Genomic DNA, 12,826 nt, shown 5'->3' with positions numbered 1-12,826 from the left:
CGCTCAGCGCGGCCGTGCCGCGTCGATATCGAACGTAAACGCGCGTTCGAATGCGCCGGGGCGGACGGTGCGGTGCGAGCCGTCGTCGTCGCAGCGTTCCTTGACCTCGACCGTCAGTCGCACGCCTTCCTTCATCGTGACGCGCAGCGCGGTCGTGCCGCGCGTGCCGTATTCGGGCGTCTCGATGAACGCGGCCGACAGCGCGCGCTCGCGCTCGATCGGAATGCCCGTGTGCGGCAGCGCGTCGTCGTCCGCGACGTGCGGGTCGCGCATCAGCGCGATCAGCTCGTCGAGCGACGGGGTCGGGTTGTCGGTGAGCAGCGTGCCGAGCTCCGCGCGCTTGCGCACCACTTTGGGCCAGGGCGTATCGAGCCGTGCATTCGACAGCGCATGCACGCCCGGCGCGATCGCGACGGGCGCGGCGACACGGCTTTCGCCTTCGGGCGCGCGATTGCAGAACCACGCGAGCTCGCGCCGGCGCCAGTCGCCGACGAGCAGGTTGAAGCCGTTGTACACGGCCGCATGCTCGGCAAGCTGCGCGAGATAGTCGAGCGGCGCGACGGACGTGCCGCCGAGAAAGTCGGAGACCAGCTTGCCGCGGGTCGGCGCGCCCGCGCGGATGTCGAACGGCGCGCGGTAGTTGGTCAGCGCGGCGAAGCGGCCGTCGCGCGAGACGCCGAGCCACGTGCCGCCCGCTTCGAGATCGCGGCCGGCCAGTACGCCCGGCACGTCCTCCCACCACGAGAGCGGCGCGCTGGTCCGGCGAAAGAACTCGTCGCGATTGGCGGCGAGGGTAAAGACGGGACCGGCGGCGGCATCGGGCTGCCAGTCGAAGGCAATCAGACACATCGGGCGAATCTCTCGCAGGAAACGTCGTGCGCCGGCTGCGACTCGCGAGCCGGCGCGCGAACGGGTTGTCAGTGCATCACGCTTCGGTCGGCCACGCGTACGGCAGCGCGTCGAACGAGAGCGCCGGGCCGTCGGCCGAACCGAGGTGCACCGTGCCGCTGTCGAGCGCGGCGAGCTTGATCTCGACGAGCGCGTCGACGCCGCCCGCCGGCGCGGCCGCCGCGTTGACGATCATCCCGCACGGCTGGCCCGGGTCGTCGCTGTGGAACAGCTCGACGCCGGCATGCACGGTATCGGTCTCGCCGGCGACGTGCGCGAGCGCGGTGCGGCGCTTGATCGTGCCGCGGTACTGGCTGCGCGCCACCACTTCCTGGCCCGGGTAGCACCCTTTTCTGAAGTTAACGGCACCGATCACGTCGAAGTTGACCATTTGCGGCACGAACTGTTCGACGGCCGGCTGCGTGATGCGCGGCTCGCCCGCGCGAACGTCGAGCCAGTCCCACACGGCGGGCGACACGACGGGCAGCGTGCCGGCCAGCGCGGCGAGGCGCGCGTCGACCTCGGCGCGCGAGCCGATCCACAGATACCGCTTGCGGCCGGCCGCATCGGGCACGCGGATCAGCGCGCCGGCCGGGCCGTCGACCTTCACGTGCACGCCGTCGGGCAGCGCATCGAAGATGCCCGACAGCGCGTCGCGTACGTCGCCCGCGAAGCCGGCCACCGCGAGCGCGTCGTTCGCGTCGGTCAGCTTCGCCTTCGCGCGCAGCACGAACATCGACAGCCGCTTCTGCACGGCCGGCTGCACGTCCTTCGAGACGAGCAGGCGCACGTCGTGGCCGGCGCGCCACGTGAGGAACGACGCGAGCAGGCGGCCTTTCGGCGAGCAGTACCCGGACAGCCGAGCGCTACCGGCATCGAGATGCTCGATGTCGTTGGTGAGCTGGCTGTGCAGGAACGTCGCGGCGTCGTCGCCGGCCACGTCGATCACGCCGAACTGCGGCAGCGGCATGCAGGCGCCCGGCGCATCGAAATCGGCGGCGGACGGGCGGGGGAAAACGGGGAGCGAGGCAGATGCGGCCTGGGCAGCCGGTGAAGCGAACGGTGTGCTCATGGAATGAGGGAACAGTCAACCCTGACTTTGACGGAGGCGAGCAAGTATTATATGGGTCTTACCTGAGTCACGTTTCCATGTCCCTACTGAAGAAATGCGCCGCGACGATGGTGGCGCTGGCCGTCGTTGTGGCCGCTGCCGGCGCGGGCGGCGGGTATTACTGGGCAACCCGGCCGCTGTTGCTGGGCGCGGCATCGATCGACGTCACGATCAAGCCGCGCAGCAGCGTGAAGAGCGTCGCGCTGCAGCTCAAGCGCGGCGGCGTGCCGGTCGAGCCGTTCGCGTTCGTCGCGATGACGCGCGTGCTCGGGCTGTCGAGCCGCCTCAAATCGGGCAACTACGAATTCAAGACCGGCATCACGCCTTACGACGTGCTGCAGAAGATCGCGCGCGGCGACGTGAACGAGTATGTCGCGACGGTCATCGAGGGTTGGACCTTCAAGCGGATGCGCGCGGAGCTCGATGCGAACCCCGATCTGGTGCACACGACGGCCGGCATGAGCGACGCCGAGCTGCTGCGCGCGATCGACGCATCGGACAGCGCGGTGCGGCGCGGCAGCGGCGAGGGGCTGTTCTTCCCCGATACCTACCTGTTCGACAAGGGCACGAGCGACCTGAACATCTACCGGCGCGCGTACCGCCTGATGCAGACGCGCATCGACGAGGCCTGGGCCGCGCGCACGCCGGGGCTGCCGTACAAGACGCCTTACGAAATGCTGACGATTGCGTCGATCGTCGAGAAGGAAACGGGACACGCGGCCGACCGCGCGTTCGTCGCGGCCGTGTTCGCGAACCGGCTGCGCATCGGCATGCCGCTGCAGACCGATCCGTCGGTGATCTACGGGCTCGGCGACGCGTACGACGGCCGGCTGCGCAAGCGCGACCTGCAGACCGACACTCCCTACAATACCTACACCCGACGCGGGCTGCCGCCCACGCCGATCGCGTTGCCGGGTGTCGCCGCGCTGCAGGCGGCGATCAATCCGGCGCCGACGAGCGCGCTCTATTTCGTCGCGAAGGGCGACGGCACGAGCGTGTTCTCGGACACGCTCGGCGATCACAACAAGGCCGTGGACAAGTACATACGAGGTCAATAAATGGCGAGCGGTAAATTCATCACGTTCGAAGGTATCGACGGGGCGGGGAAGACCACCCACCTGCAATGGTTCTGCGAACGCCTCCGGGGCCGGCTGGCCGCGGCCGGCCGGCAGGTCGTCCTGACGCGCGAGCCGGGCGGCACGCAGCTCGGCGAGAAACTGCGCGACATCCTGCTGAACCAGCCGATGAATCTCGAGACGGAAGCGCTGCTGATGTTCGCCGCGCGTCGCGAGCACCTCGCGCTCGTGATCGAGCCGGCGCTCGCGCGCGGCGACTGGGTCGTGTCGGATCGCTTCACCGACGCGACGTTCGCATACCAGGGCGGCGGCCGCGGGCTGCCGCGCGACAAGCTCGAGACGCTCGAGCGCTGGGTGCAAGGCGGTTTCCAGCCCGACCTCACGGTGCTGTTCGACGTCGCGCCGCAAGTCGCGAGCGAGCGTCGCGGCGCCGCGCGCATGCCCGACAAGTTCGAAAGCGAATCCGACGCGTTCTTCTCGCGCACGCGCACCGAATACCTGCGTCGGGCGGAAGAGGCGCCGCACCGCTTCGCGATCGTCGACGCGACGCAACCGATTCCGGAGATCCGCCGGCAGCTCGAACGCGTGCTCGCCGCGCTGTAACCCGCAAGGAACGCACCCCATGATTTATCCGTGGCAAACCGACGACTGGAACCGCCTGCAGCAACTGCGTGCGCAATGGCCGCATGCGCTGCTGCTGCACGGTCAGGCCGGGATCGGCAAGCTGCAGTTCGCGCAGCATCTCGCGCAGGGTTTCCTGTGCGAATCGCCGCAGCCGAACGGCGAGCCGTGCGGCGCCTGCGCGGCGTGCAACTGGTTCTCGCAGGGCAACCATCCGGACTACCGGATCGTGCTGCCCGAGGCGCTGGCGGGCGAGGCGCCGGGCGCCGCCGACGACGCGAAGCCGGCCGACGCGGACGAAGGCGGCAAGAAGACGCGTGCGCCGAGCAAGGAAATCAAGATCGAGCAGGTGCGCGCGCTGCTCGACTTCTGCGGGGTCGGCTCACACCGCGGCGGCGCGCGCGTCGTCGTGCTGTATCCGGCCGAGGCGCTCAATGTCGCCGCGTCGAACGCGCTGCTGAAGACGCTGGAGGAGCCGCCGCCGGGCGTCGTGTTCCTGCTCGTGTCGGCGCGCATCGACCGCCTGCTGCCGACCATCATCAGCCGCTGCCGGCAGTGGCCGATGACCGTGCCGGCGCCGGAGGCTGCCTCTGCGTGGCTCGCGGCGCAGGGCGTGGACCATGCCAGCGCGCTGCTCGCCGAGGCCGGCGGCGCGCCGCTCGCCGCGCTGGCGCTCGCGAGCGACGAGAACCGCCCGCTGCGCGACTACACGCTGGGGCAGCTGGCCGCCGGCGCGGGCTGCGATCCTTTCGCCTGCGGCGAGGCGCTGCAGAAGCTGCCGGTGCCGCTGGTGCTCGGCTGGCTGCAGCGCTGGCTGTACGATCTGCTCGCGCAGCGGATGGCCGGCGCGCCGCGCTACTTCCCCACGCATGCGGCAGCCCTGGCGCGCTGCGCGGAAGCGGTCGACGCGAATGCATTCGCGCGCTTCATGAAGGCCGTGACGCGGCAGCGGACGGTCGAGAACCATCCGCTCAACGCGCGGCTCGTATTCGAGGAATTGTTTCTCGGATATCGGGAAATATTCGGTTGATCCGGTATTGTTTCCGATGAGTTGCGAAACGATGAACGGATCACGCGGCGGCCGGGCCGCGCACGTCGCCCGGTGCCGCATGCCGGCGGGCGCATGAGCGCCCGTCTTACGTATTCAGGAAACACGATGTTCGTCGACTCTCACTGCCACATCAATTTCAAGGGCCTGGCCGACCGCCTGCCGGCCGTTCTCGCGAACATGCGCGAGCACGAGGTCACGCACGCGCTGTGCGTGTCGGTCGATTTCGAGACGCTGCCCGACGTGCTCGCGATCGCCGAAGCGCACGACAACGTGTACGCGTCGGTCGGCGTGCATCCCGATCACGAGGACGCGCGCGAGCCGACGCTCGCGGAGCTGGTCGAGCTGGCCGCGCACCCGAAGGTCGTCGCGATCGGCGAAACCGGCCTCGACTACTACCGTCTCGAAGGCCGCTCGATCGCCGACATGGAATGGCAGCGCGACCGCTTTCGCACGCACATCCGCGCGGCGACCGCGACGATGAAGCCGCTGATCGTCCACACGCGTTCGTCGTCGGAAGACACGCTGCGGATCATGGCCGAGGAGCGCGCGGACGTGCCGGGCGGCGTGATGCACTGCTTCACCGAGCCGTGGCCGGTCGCGGAGCAGGCGCTCGCGCAGAACTTCCATATCTCGCTGTCGGGCATCGTCACGTTCAAGAACGCGACCGACGTGCAGGACGTCGCGCGGCGCGTGCCGCTCGACCGGTTGCTGATCGAGACCGACTCGCCGTACCTCGCGCCGGTGCCGTATCGCGGCAAGCCGAATGAACCTGCGTACGTCAGCCATGTCGGACGCTTTATCGCATCCGAGCGCGGTGTCGCCGTCGAGGCGCTCGCCGATGCGACGACGCAGAACTTTTTCCGGCTGTTCAAGATCGCCCGCTAACGACGTGCGCGCAGCCGACAACCCAGGGAAGGAGCCCACAACAATGACGAAGCCGACCAACCATCTGTCCAAACGCGTACTCGTTGCCGCCGCATTCGTCGCGAGCGGCCTGTTCGCCGCCGCCGGCGCGCATGCCGAGTCGCTCGACGCGGTCGTCAAGGCCGTCAAGTTCGACGACATCGCCGATATCGGCAAGCAGCTCAAGAGCGGCAAGCTCGATCCGAACACGGTCGCGCCGAACGGCGACCCGATCCTCGTGATCGCCGCGCGCGAGAAGTCCGACAAGGTCGCGGCGGCGATCGCCACGACGCCGAACGTCGATCTCGAGAAGGAAGACAAGGCCGGCGAGAACGCGCTGATGCTCGCGTCGCTGAACGGCGACCTCAACCTCGTCAAGCTGCTGATCGACAAGGGCGCGGAAGTGAGCAAGAAGGGCTGGGCGCCGCTGCACTACGCGGCGACCAACGGCCAGGACGCGGTCGTCAAGGTGCTGCTCGACCACGACGCGTACATCGACACCGCGTCGCCGAACGGCACGACGCCGCTGATGATGGCCGCGCGCGGCAACCATGCGTCGACGGTCACACTGCTGCTCGACCAGGGCGCCGATCCGCAGGTGAAGAACCAGCTCGGCATCACCGCGCTCGAGTTCGCGAAGCACTACAACGCGCCGGACGCGATCGAGATCCTGAGCAAGCGGACGACGCGTATCGGTGCGGCGACGCCGGCAGATGCTCAAAAGAGTGCAAAATAACGGTTTTTGGTGCGGCGGCGCGTGTCCGCCCGGCCGGCTTCCGGCCGGAGCAGCGCGTCCGGCGCCGCACCGGCCAAGGCAGCAGGCGGTCTCCGGCCGCATTGACATAAGAAGGAACACCATGTTGCGCGCAATGTTTTGTGCCGCGGCGTTTGCCGTGCCGTTGTCGGCGGCGGCTTTCACGGGCGCGGATCTCGACCGGCTGTGCGCGAAGACGGACGTCAAGTCGCGGGCGTCGTGCGCGGCCTATATCGAAGGCGCCGCCGACGGCGTCTACAACACGATCGATGCGATCGGCGGCACCACGGGGCCGCGCGTCGGCCAGTACTTCTGCCTGCCGCCCGACATCCGGGCGCAACAGATGACGGACGCGGTGCGCAAGTACATCGCGGAAAATCCGAAGCTGGCCGACTACAACGCGAGCACCGCGGTGTCGCTCGGTCTCGGCAAGGCGTTTCCCTGCAGGAGCGGCAACTGATCTGACGCCGTGTCCGGGCGCGTGCGTGGCCCGGACGTCGCCGACGCATCCAGGACGAAGCCTGTGCGCTTCATCACTCGAGGGCGCCGATGATTTCAATCGAGGAACTGCAGCGCATCGCCGATGCGCCGTTGCATTCGTGGCTCGGCACGCTGGGCGTGTCGGTCATCGTCATACTGGTCGTCACGGTCGTGCACCGCCTCGGCGCACGCATCGTCAAGCGCATCGCGCAGCCGTATCCGCTGATGAGCGCGATCCTGCGCTACATCGACAAACCGTCGCTCGTCGTGCTGGCGCTGCTGGCGCTCGAGTTCCTGTGGGTCCAGGCGGACGACGGCATGTCGTTCGTGCGCGGCATGCGCACCGCTGCCGCGGTCGGCTCGATCGTGTCGCTCACGTGGCTGCTGGTGCGGCTCGCGGCCGGCGTCGGCGACGCGATCATCCAGGCCCATCCGATCGATACGGCCGACAACCTCCAGGCGCGGCGCGTTCATACGCAGGCCAAGGTGCTCGTGCGGACCGTGATGGTGCTGATCGTGATCATCGGCACGGGCGCCGCGCTGATGACGTTTCCGAACGTGCGCCAGATCGGCGCGAGCCTGCTGGCATCGGCCGGCGTGGCCGGGCTGGTCGCCGGTATCGCCGCGCGGCCGGTGCTCGGCAACCTGATCGCCGGGTTGCAGATCGCGCTCACGCAGCCGATCCGGCTCGACGACGTGGTCGTGATCCAGGGCGAGTGGGGGCGCATCGAGGAAATCACCGGTTCGTTCGTGTCGGTGCGGCTGTGGGACCAAAGGCGCCTCGTCGTGCCGCTGCAGTGGATCATCGAGAACCCGTTCACGAACTGGACGCGCAGCAGCGCGGAAATCATCGGCACCGTCTATCTGTCGGTCGACTACCGCACGCCGCTCGCGCCGCTGCGCGAGGAACTCGCGCGGCTCGTCCAGGCCGCGCCCGAGTGGGACGGCCGCGTGCAGGTGCTGCAGGTGACCGACGCGACGGAGCGCACGATGCAGTTGCGCGCGCTCGTGAGCGCGGCCGATTCGTCGTCGTGCTGGGATCTGCGCTGCCGCGTGCGCGAAGGGCTGATCGCCTATCTGCAGAGCCGCTATCCGCAATGCCTGCCGCGCAGCCGGATGGAACTGTACCCGCACGAATCCGCGCCGGACGCGCCGAATCCCGAACGGTCGCATGTGCGCTCGCCCGCCGCCAGCACGGCGGCCAACACCGCAGCCGATCCGCAGGCTGTCGACGGCCGCTGAATACGCCCGGCCTGCTCATTGCCCATTTCCCATGACCGCGCTGAAGACGCTCGCCATCGCCAATTACCGCTCGCTGCGCGAGCTGATCGTGCCGCTCGCGGCGCTCAACGTCGTCACGGGGCCGAACGGTAGCGGCAAGTCGAGCGTGTACCGCGCGCTGCGTCTGCTCGCCGATACCGCGCAGGGCCGCGTGATCCCATCGCTCGCGCGCGAAGGCGGCTTGCCGTCGACGTTGTGGGCCGGCCCCGAGCGCTTCTCGCGCGCGATGCTGGCCGGCGAGGTGTCGGTGACGGGCACCGTGCGCAATGGCCCGGTGAGCTTGAGGCTCGGCTTCGCGTGCGACGATTTCGGCTATTCGATCGATCTGGGCCTGCCGGTGCCGAGCCATTCGCAGTTCGCGCTCGATCCGATGGTCAAGCGCGAATGCATCTGGGGCGGCGCGGTGCCGCGCCCGTCCACGCTGCTGGTCGACCGGCAGGGCGCGCAGATCCGGGCGCGCACCGCATCGGGAGACTGGCAGACGATTCCGCAGCCGGTCGCGAGCTTCGACAGCATGATGACCGAGTTCGCCGACCCGACCGGCGCGCCCGAGATGATCGCAGTGCGCGAACGGATCCGCTCGTGGCGCTTCTACGACCATTTCCGGACCGATGCGCAGGCGCCGGCGCGCCAGTCGCACATCGGCACCCATACGCCGGTGCTCGCGGACGACGGGGCCGATCTGGCCGCCGCGCTGCAGACGATTCGCGAAATCGGCGACGCGGCGGCGCTCGACACGGCGATCGACGACGCGTTTCCCGGCGCGTCGGTCGAGATCGACAATCCGGGCGGCCGCGGCCGCTTCGACGTGCTGATGCGCCAGCCGGGGCTGCTGCGGCCGCTGGCGGCGGCCGAGCTGTCCGACGGCACGCTGCGCTACCTGCTGCTCGCGGCCGCGCTGCTGACGCCGCGGCCGCCCGCGTTGATGGTGCTGAACGAGCCGGAGACGAGCCTGCATCCCGATCTGCTGCCGGCGCTCGGCCGCCTGATCGCGCGGGCGGCCCGGCACTCGCAGGTGCTGGTCGTGTCGCACGCGGCGCGGCTCATCGCGACGCTCGAGCGCGAGGCCGGCTGCGAATCGCTGGTGCTCGACAAGCGGCTCGGCGCGACCACGCTCGTCGATGCCGATTCACGCGACCTGCCGGCATGGAAGTGGCCGTCGCGTTGACGGCCCGATCGTGTGCCTGGAGGCGAGATCGGCAGCCGGCGGCGCCGGATCGGCCCGGCCGGGGCCTGATGCGAGGTAGGTCCCGGGCCCGGGCGGCCGAATGTATCCGGTCTGTAACAACCCCCAAAAAATGCAAGACCTGCGGTTCCGCTCCTCGGGATCGCCAATAATAATGAGATATCAGGCCGGTGCCATGCCGGCCCGCGCTGAATGGACGCAGGGCGGGATCGCATGAGCGAGTGCTCCGCCGGCCGTGCCGCAACGGACAGGACACAGGAGACGTCGACCATGAGAATTGCCCAGATCGCCCCGCTGACCGAATCCGTGCCGCCGAAGCTGTACGGCGGCACGGAGCGCGTCGTGTCCTACATCACCGAGGCGCTCGTCGAGCTCGGCCACGATGTGACGCTGTTCGCGAGCGGGGATTCGACGACGCGGGCGAAACTCGAGCCCGTGTGGCCGCGCGCGCTGCGGCTCGATTCGTCGATCCGCGACCGCGTCGCGCCGCACATGCTGCTGATGGAGACGGTCGCGCGCCGCGCGAAGGATTTCGACGTACTCCATTTCCACATGGACTACTACTCGTTCTCGGTCTTCAACCGGCAGGAAACGCCTTACGTGACGACGCTGCACGGCCGGCTCGACCTGCCCGAGCAGCAACCGGTGTTCGACACGTTCAACACGGCGCCGGTGATCTCGATTTCGAATTCGCAGCGCCAGCCGTTGCCGCAGGCGAAATGGCTGACGACCGTCTATCACGGGCTGCCCGATACGCTGTACATGCCGCAGCCCGTCGAGCCGCGCTATCTCGCGTTCCTGGGCCGCATCTCGCCGGAAAAACGCGTCGACACCGCGATCCGCATTGCCCGCCAGTGCGGGCTGCCGATCCGGATCGCCGCGAAGATCGACACGGCCGACCAGGAATACTTCGACCGCGAGATCAAGCCGCTCTTCGCGTTGCCGCACGTCGAATACATCGGCGAGATCGCCGATCACGAGAAGGCCGAATTCCTGTCGGGCGCGCATGCGCTGCTGTTTCCGATCGACTGGCCGGAGCCGTTCGGCCTGGTGATGATCGAGGCGATGTCGTGCGGCACGCCGGTGATCGCATTCAACCGCGGCGCGGTGCCCGAAGTGGTGGACGAGGGCGTATCGGGTTTCATCGTCGAGGATGAAATCAGCGCGGTGGCCGCCGTGAACCGGCTGCACCTGCTGCCGCGTGCGCGCGTGCGGCAGCGCTTCGAGGAGCGCTTCACGTCGCGCCGGATGGCGCAAGAGTACGTCGACGTGTACCAGTCGGTGATCCGCGCGCAGAAGCGCTCGCGCTTCAAGGTGATCGACTCGACGACCTGATCCACCAGACCGATCCGGCGCGCGGCGCAGGCGGATAAAAAAACGGCGATGCCCGCAAGGACATCGCCGTTTGCGCATGCCCCGCGCGCCATGCGCGCGGGCGTGCGTCGACGTCAGATCTTGAGCTTCGTGACCTTCGTGCCGTTGATCGACACGTCGCCCATCAGGCCCGCGTTGGTCAGCACGACGACCTGGATCGGCGCCGTGGCCGTGTTGGAGTCGACCGCACCGTTCGCGCCCATCTTCACGAGTGCGACCGATGCGCCGGCGCCGGCTGCCCAGCCGTCCGAGTTGCGGAATTCGTCGAGCGCCTGCTGCGTCATGAACAGGAACACGACCGCCTTCGATTGCGCGCCGGCCTGCAGGCCGACCGACAGCGACGACGTGTTGTAGTAGCCGACGGTGCTGCCGCCCACGCGCAGCGCGCCGTTGCCGGACTGGGCGCCGACGATGAAGCCGGCCTGCAGCACTTCGGGGAAGACCAGCACGCCGCGCGATTTCGCGACGAGCTCGCGCGAACCCTTGACGGTGGAGTACATGCGCGACAGCGTGGCGTCGACGCTCGCGTCGATCGACTGACGCTTCGACGCGTTGGTCGCGGCGTTGTCCGGCTTGTCCGGGGTGGTGGTGCAACCGGTGAGCGCGAGGCTACCGACGATCAGCGCGGCGGCGGCTTTGAGCACAAGAGTCCGTTTTTGCATCGTTGTTCTCCATCGGATGATGTTCGGAGTGAGTCTCGCTCAAGGAGCGGATCACGTCGGCAGTTATATCACAGCGGATTGGCGCCTTTTTTCGTTGCCGTGTGAAAAAGCGTCAAATCGCGCGGCGGTGTCGCGGCGCGCCAACGACGCATCGACGCCGACGCGCAAGGCGCGCCCGGCGCGTGACCGGCTGGCGGCGAACGCGAAGGTCGAACGCGAAGGTCGAACAAAGGGCGGCGGCGCGCGCCGGTGTCAGTGCGTGACGGGCGGAACGGGCGGCTTGATCGGCGGGCGGCGCAGCGCGCGGCGGATCAGCGCGATCACGACGCCGCACGCGAACAGGAACGCGGCCGGGACGACCCAGTAGCCGACGAACGCATGCCACAGGTAACCGGCGAGCGTGTTGCGGCGCACCACGTATTCGTCGCGGGCCGCCTGCTGGCGCGGCGCGTTGGCGGCGAGCACGTCGGCGGGGCAGCCGGCCGCGCGCGCCTCGTCAGGATCCCCGTGGCACTTCGCGGTGGCGCCGGCGGCCTGCTGCGCGTCGGTGAGCTGCCAGGTGGTCAGCGCAAGCTGCAGGTCCGTCTTGTTGTACGCCATTTCCTCGCGGATCTCGCGCACGGCGACGATCGCGACGGGCACGGCCCAGAACACGATCACGATCAGCCAGCGGCGGAACCAGCGGTGTTGTCTCCATGCCATCCAAGCCTCCGTTTGACGCGCGTGCGCGTCCGTCTCGAGGGCGGCCCGATGGCGCTTCTTGGTCTTGGGTGGGCCGCGTTGCAGCCATCATAGAAGAAAACGCGGCGAATTGCCGCACCATGTGGCGACGCCGCGGCGGCGGGCCGGAAAAACGGGGTGGGAAGGGCGGGAATGCGGGGGTCGATGCGCGTGCAACGAAAACGAAAATGCCGCGCCCGCCGAAGCGGTGCGCGGCATTCGAGACGGGAGCGCCGGAACTCAGGCGGCCGGCTGGTTGCTCAGGCAGCTCTTCATGAACGCCTTGCGATCGTCGCCTTTCTTGCCGGTGGCCTGCGTGTTGCACGCCTTCATCTTTTCCTGCTGCGTCATCGCCTTCGCGGGCTTCGCCGACAGGCAGTCCTTCATGAACGCCTTGCGTTCATCGCCCGTCTTGCCGGTGGCCTGCGTGTTACAGGCCTTCATCTTGTCCTGCTGGCTGTTCGCCGCGAATGCGGGGGAAGCCAGCATGCCGCCGAGAAGCACTGCGGCTACGAGCGATTGAATTTTCATTTCGACACTCCCATGGGGTGAATTGCGTGTGATCGACGCGTCACGAAGCACGACGCGATGAGGACGGGGCCACATCGCACCACGCGTTCCGATTATGGCAAATCAATGTGAAAACACCAAAACGGCACTTTCTATAACGTTGCGGACGCCACGGCCGTTGACGGCGCGCGCGTGCCGGAGATCGGGAC

At 68.4% G+C, this 12,826-nt stretch carries 14 protein-coding genes; 9 read left to right on the top strand and 5 right to left on the bottom strand.

Annotated features, from left to right (window positions below; genetic code table 11):
- Positions 1 to 3: 3 nt before the first annotated feature.
- Together QZM72_RS20025 and QZM72_RS20020 are read right to left on the bottom strand one after the other, a co-directional pair.
- Positions 4 to 849, bottom strand: coding sequence for an NRDE family protein (locus tag QZM72_RS20025; protein WP_301739010.1), 846 nt, complete (start codon positions 847 to 849; stop codon positions 4 to 6).
- Between the two features lie 76 nt (positions 850 to 925).
- On the bottom strand, positions 926 to 1,960 hold the full coding sequence (locus tag QZM72_RS20020; protein WP_089467632.1) for a folate-binding protein YgfZ: 1,035 nt from the start codon (positions 1,958 to 1,960) through the stop codon (positions 926 to 928).
- Positions 1,961 to 2,037: 77 nt separating this feature from the next.
- On the opposite strand from QZM72_RS20020, the gene mltG reads away from it, so the two are divergent.
- From mltG to QZM72_RS19975, 9 genes are all read left to right on the top strand, one after another.
- On the top strand, positions 2,038 to 3,057 hold the full coding sequence (mltG, locus tag QZM72_RS20015; protein WP_089467631.1) for an endolytic transglycosylase MltG: 1,020 nt from the start codon (positions 2,038 to 2,040) through the stop codon (positions 3,055 to 3,057).
- A complete protein-coding gene (gene tmk / locus QZM72_RS20010; protein ID WP_089467630.1) occupies positions 3,058 to 3,678 on the top strand; it encodes a dTMP kinase in 621 nt (206 codons plus the stop codon).
- Positions 3,679 to 3,697: 19 nt separating this feature from the next.
- On the top strand, positions 3,698 to 4,726 hold the full coding sequence (locus tag QZM72_RS20005) for a DNA polymerase III subunit delta' (protein WP_089467629.1): 1,029 nt from the start codon (positions 3,698 to 3,700) through the stop codon (positions 4,724 to 4,726).
- Between the two features lie 126 nt (positions 4,727 to 4,852).
- On the top strand, positions 4,853 to 5,632 hold the full coding sequence (locus QZM72_RS20000; RefSeq protein WP_089467628.1) for a TatD family hydrolase: 780 nt from the start codon (positions 4,853 to 4,855) through the stop codon (positions 5,630 to 5,632).
- A 43-nt stretch (positions 5,633 to 5,675) separates the two neighbouring features.
- On the top strand, positions 5,676 to 6,386 hold the full coding sequence (locus QZM72_RS19995; RefSeq protein WP_089467627.1) for an ankyrin repeat domain-containing protein: 711 nt from the start codon (positions 5,676 to 5,678) through the stop codon (positions 6,384 to 6,386).
- 121 nt (positions 6,387 to 6,507) lie between these two features.
- The gene (locus tag QZM72_RS19990; protein WP_006485939.1) at positions 6,508 to 6,864 is read left to right on the top strand and encodes a Rap1a/Tai family immunity protein; all 357 of its coding nucleotides are present in this window, start codon (positions 6,508 to 6,510) and stop codon (positions 6,862 to 6,864) included.
- Between the two features lie 89 nt (positions 6,865 to 6,953).
- Positions 6,954 to 8,126, top strand: coding sequence for a mechanosensitive ion channel family protein (locus tag QZM72_RS19985; RefSeq protein WP_089467626.1), 1,173 nt, complete (start codon positions 6,954 to 6,956; stop codon positions 8,124 to 8,126).
- A gap of 31 nt (positions 8,127 to 8,157) precedes the next feature.
- Complete coding sequence (locus tag QZM72_RS19980; RefSeq protein WP_301739009.1) at positions 8,158 to 9,333, top strand: AAA family ATPase; 1,176 nt, start codon at positions 8,158 to 8,160, stop codon at positions 9,331 to 9,333.
- 288 nt (positions 9,334 to 9,621) lie between these two features.
- Positions 9,622 to 10,686, top strand: a complete 1,065-nt coding sequence (locus tag QZM72_RS19975; RefSeq protein ID WP_089467624.1) for a glycosyltransferase family 4 protein — start codon at positions 9,622 to 9,624, stop codon at positions 10,684 to 10,686.
- 113 nt (positions 10,687 to 10,799) lie between these two features.
- Here QZM72_RS19975 and QZM72_RS19970 read toward each other — a convergent pair whose 3' ends face one another.
- The 3 genes from QZM72_RS19970 to QZM72_RS19960 form a co-directional block, all read right to left on the bottom strand.
- Positions 10,800 to 11,387 (bottom strand): YSC84-related protein, encoded by a 588-nt coding sequence (locus QZM72_RS19970; RefSeq protein ID WP_050013250.1) that lies wholly within the window; start codon positions 11,385 to 11,387, stop codon positions 10,800 to 10,802.
- 252 nt (positions 11,388 to 11,639) lie between these two features.
- Positions 11,640 to 12,089: a hypothetical protein gene (locus tag QZM72_RS19965; protein WP_089467623.1), complete on the bottom strand. Its 450-nt coding sequence runs from the start codon at positions 12,087 to 12,089 to the stop codon at positions 11,640 to 11,642.
- 258 nt (positions 12,090 to 12,347) lie between these two features.
- On the bottom strand, positions 12,348 to 12,638 hold the full coding sequence (locus tag QZM72_RS19960; protein ID WP_059233960.1) for a PsiF family protein: 291 nt from the start codon (positions 12,636 to 12,638) through the stop codon (positions 12,348 to 12,350).
- Positions 12,639 to 12,826 lie beyond the last annotated feature (188 nt).

The organism is Burkholderia sp. AU45388, assembly GCF_030481585.1.
Classification (GTDB): Bacteria; Pseudomonadota; Gammaproteobacteria; order Burkholderiales; family Burkholderiaceae; genus Burkholderia; species Burkholderia sola.
Note: the sequence above shows the minus strand (reverse complement) of the source record. Positions and strands in the feature narration are given on the sequence as shown.

Coding starts and splice junctions, on each gene's coding strand:
- QZM72_RS20025 (WP_301739010.1), bottom strand. CDS start 849: ATGTGTCTGATTGCCTTCGACTGGCAGCCCGATGCCGCCGCCGGTCCC.
- QZM72_RS20020 (WP_089467632.1), bottom strand. CDS start 1,960: ATGAGCACACCGTTCGCTTCACCGGCTGCCCAGGCCGCATCTGCCTCG.
- mltG (WP_089467631.1), top strand. CDS start 2,038: ATGTCCCTACTGAAGAAATGCGCCGCGACGATGGTGGCGCTGGCCGTC.
- tmk (WP_089467630.1), top strand. CDS start 3,058: ATGGCGAGCGGTAAATTCATCACGTTCGAAGGTATCGACGGGGCGGGG.
- QZM72_RS20005 (WP_089467629.1), top strand. CDS start 3,698: ATGATTTATCCGTGGCAAACCGACGACTGGAACCGCCTGCAGCAACTG.
- QZM72_RS20000 (WP_089467628.1), top strand. CDS start 4,853: ATGTTCGTCGACTCTCACTGCCACATCAATTTCAAGGGCCTGGCCGAC.
- QZM72_RS19995 (WP_089467627.1), top strand. CDS start 5,676: ATGACGAAGCCGACCAACCATCTGTCCAAACGCGTACTCGTTGCCGCC.
- QZM72_RS19990 (WP_006485939.1), top strand. CDS start 6,508: ATGTTGCGCGCAATGTTTTGTGCCGCGGCGTTTGCCGTGCCGTTGTCG.
- QZM72_RS19985 (WP_089467626.1), top strand. CDS start 6,954: ATGATTTCAATCGAGGAACTGCAGCGCATCGCCGATGCGCCGTTGCAT.
- QZM72_RS19980 (WP_301739009.1), top strand. CDS start 8,158: ATGACCGCGCTGAAGACGCTCGCCATCGCCAATTACCGCTCGCTGCGC.
- QZM72_RS19975 (WP_089467624.1), top strand. CDS start 9,622: ATGAGAATTGCCCAGATCGCCCCGCTGACCGAATCCGTGCCGCCGAAG.
- QZM72_RS19970 (WP_050013250.1), bottom strand. CDS start 11,387: ATGCAAAAACGGACTCTTGTGCTCAAAGCCGCCGCCGCGCTGATCGTC.
- QZM72_RS19965 (WP_089467623.1), bottom strand. CDS start 12,089: ATGGCATGGAGACAACACCGCTGGTTCCGCCGCTGGCTGATCGTGATC.
- QZM72_RS19960 (WP_059233960.1), bottom strand. CDS start 12,638: ATGAAAATTCAATCGCTCGTAGCCGCAGTGCTTCTCGGCGGCATGCTG.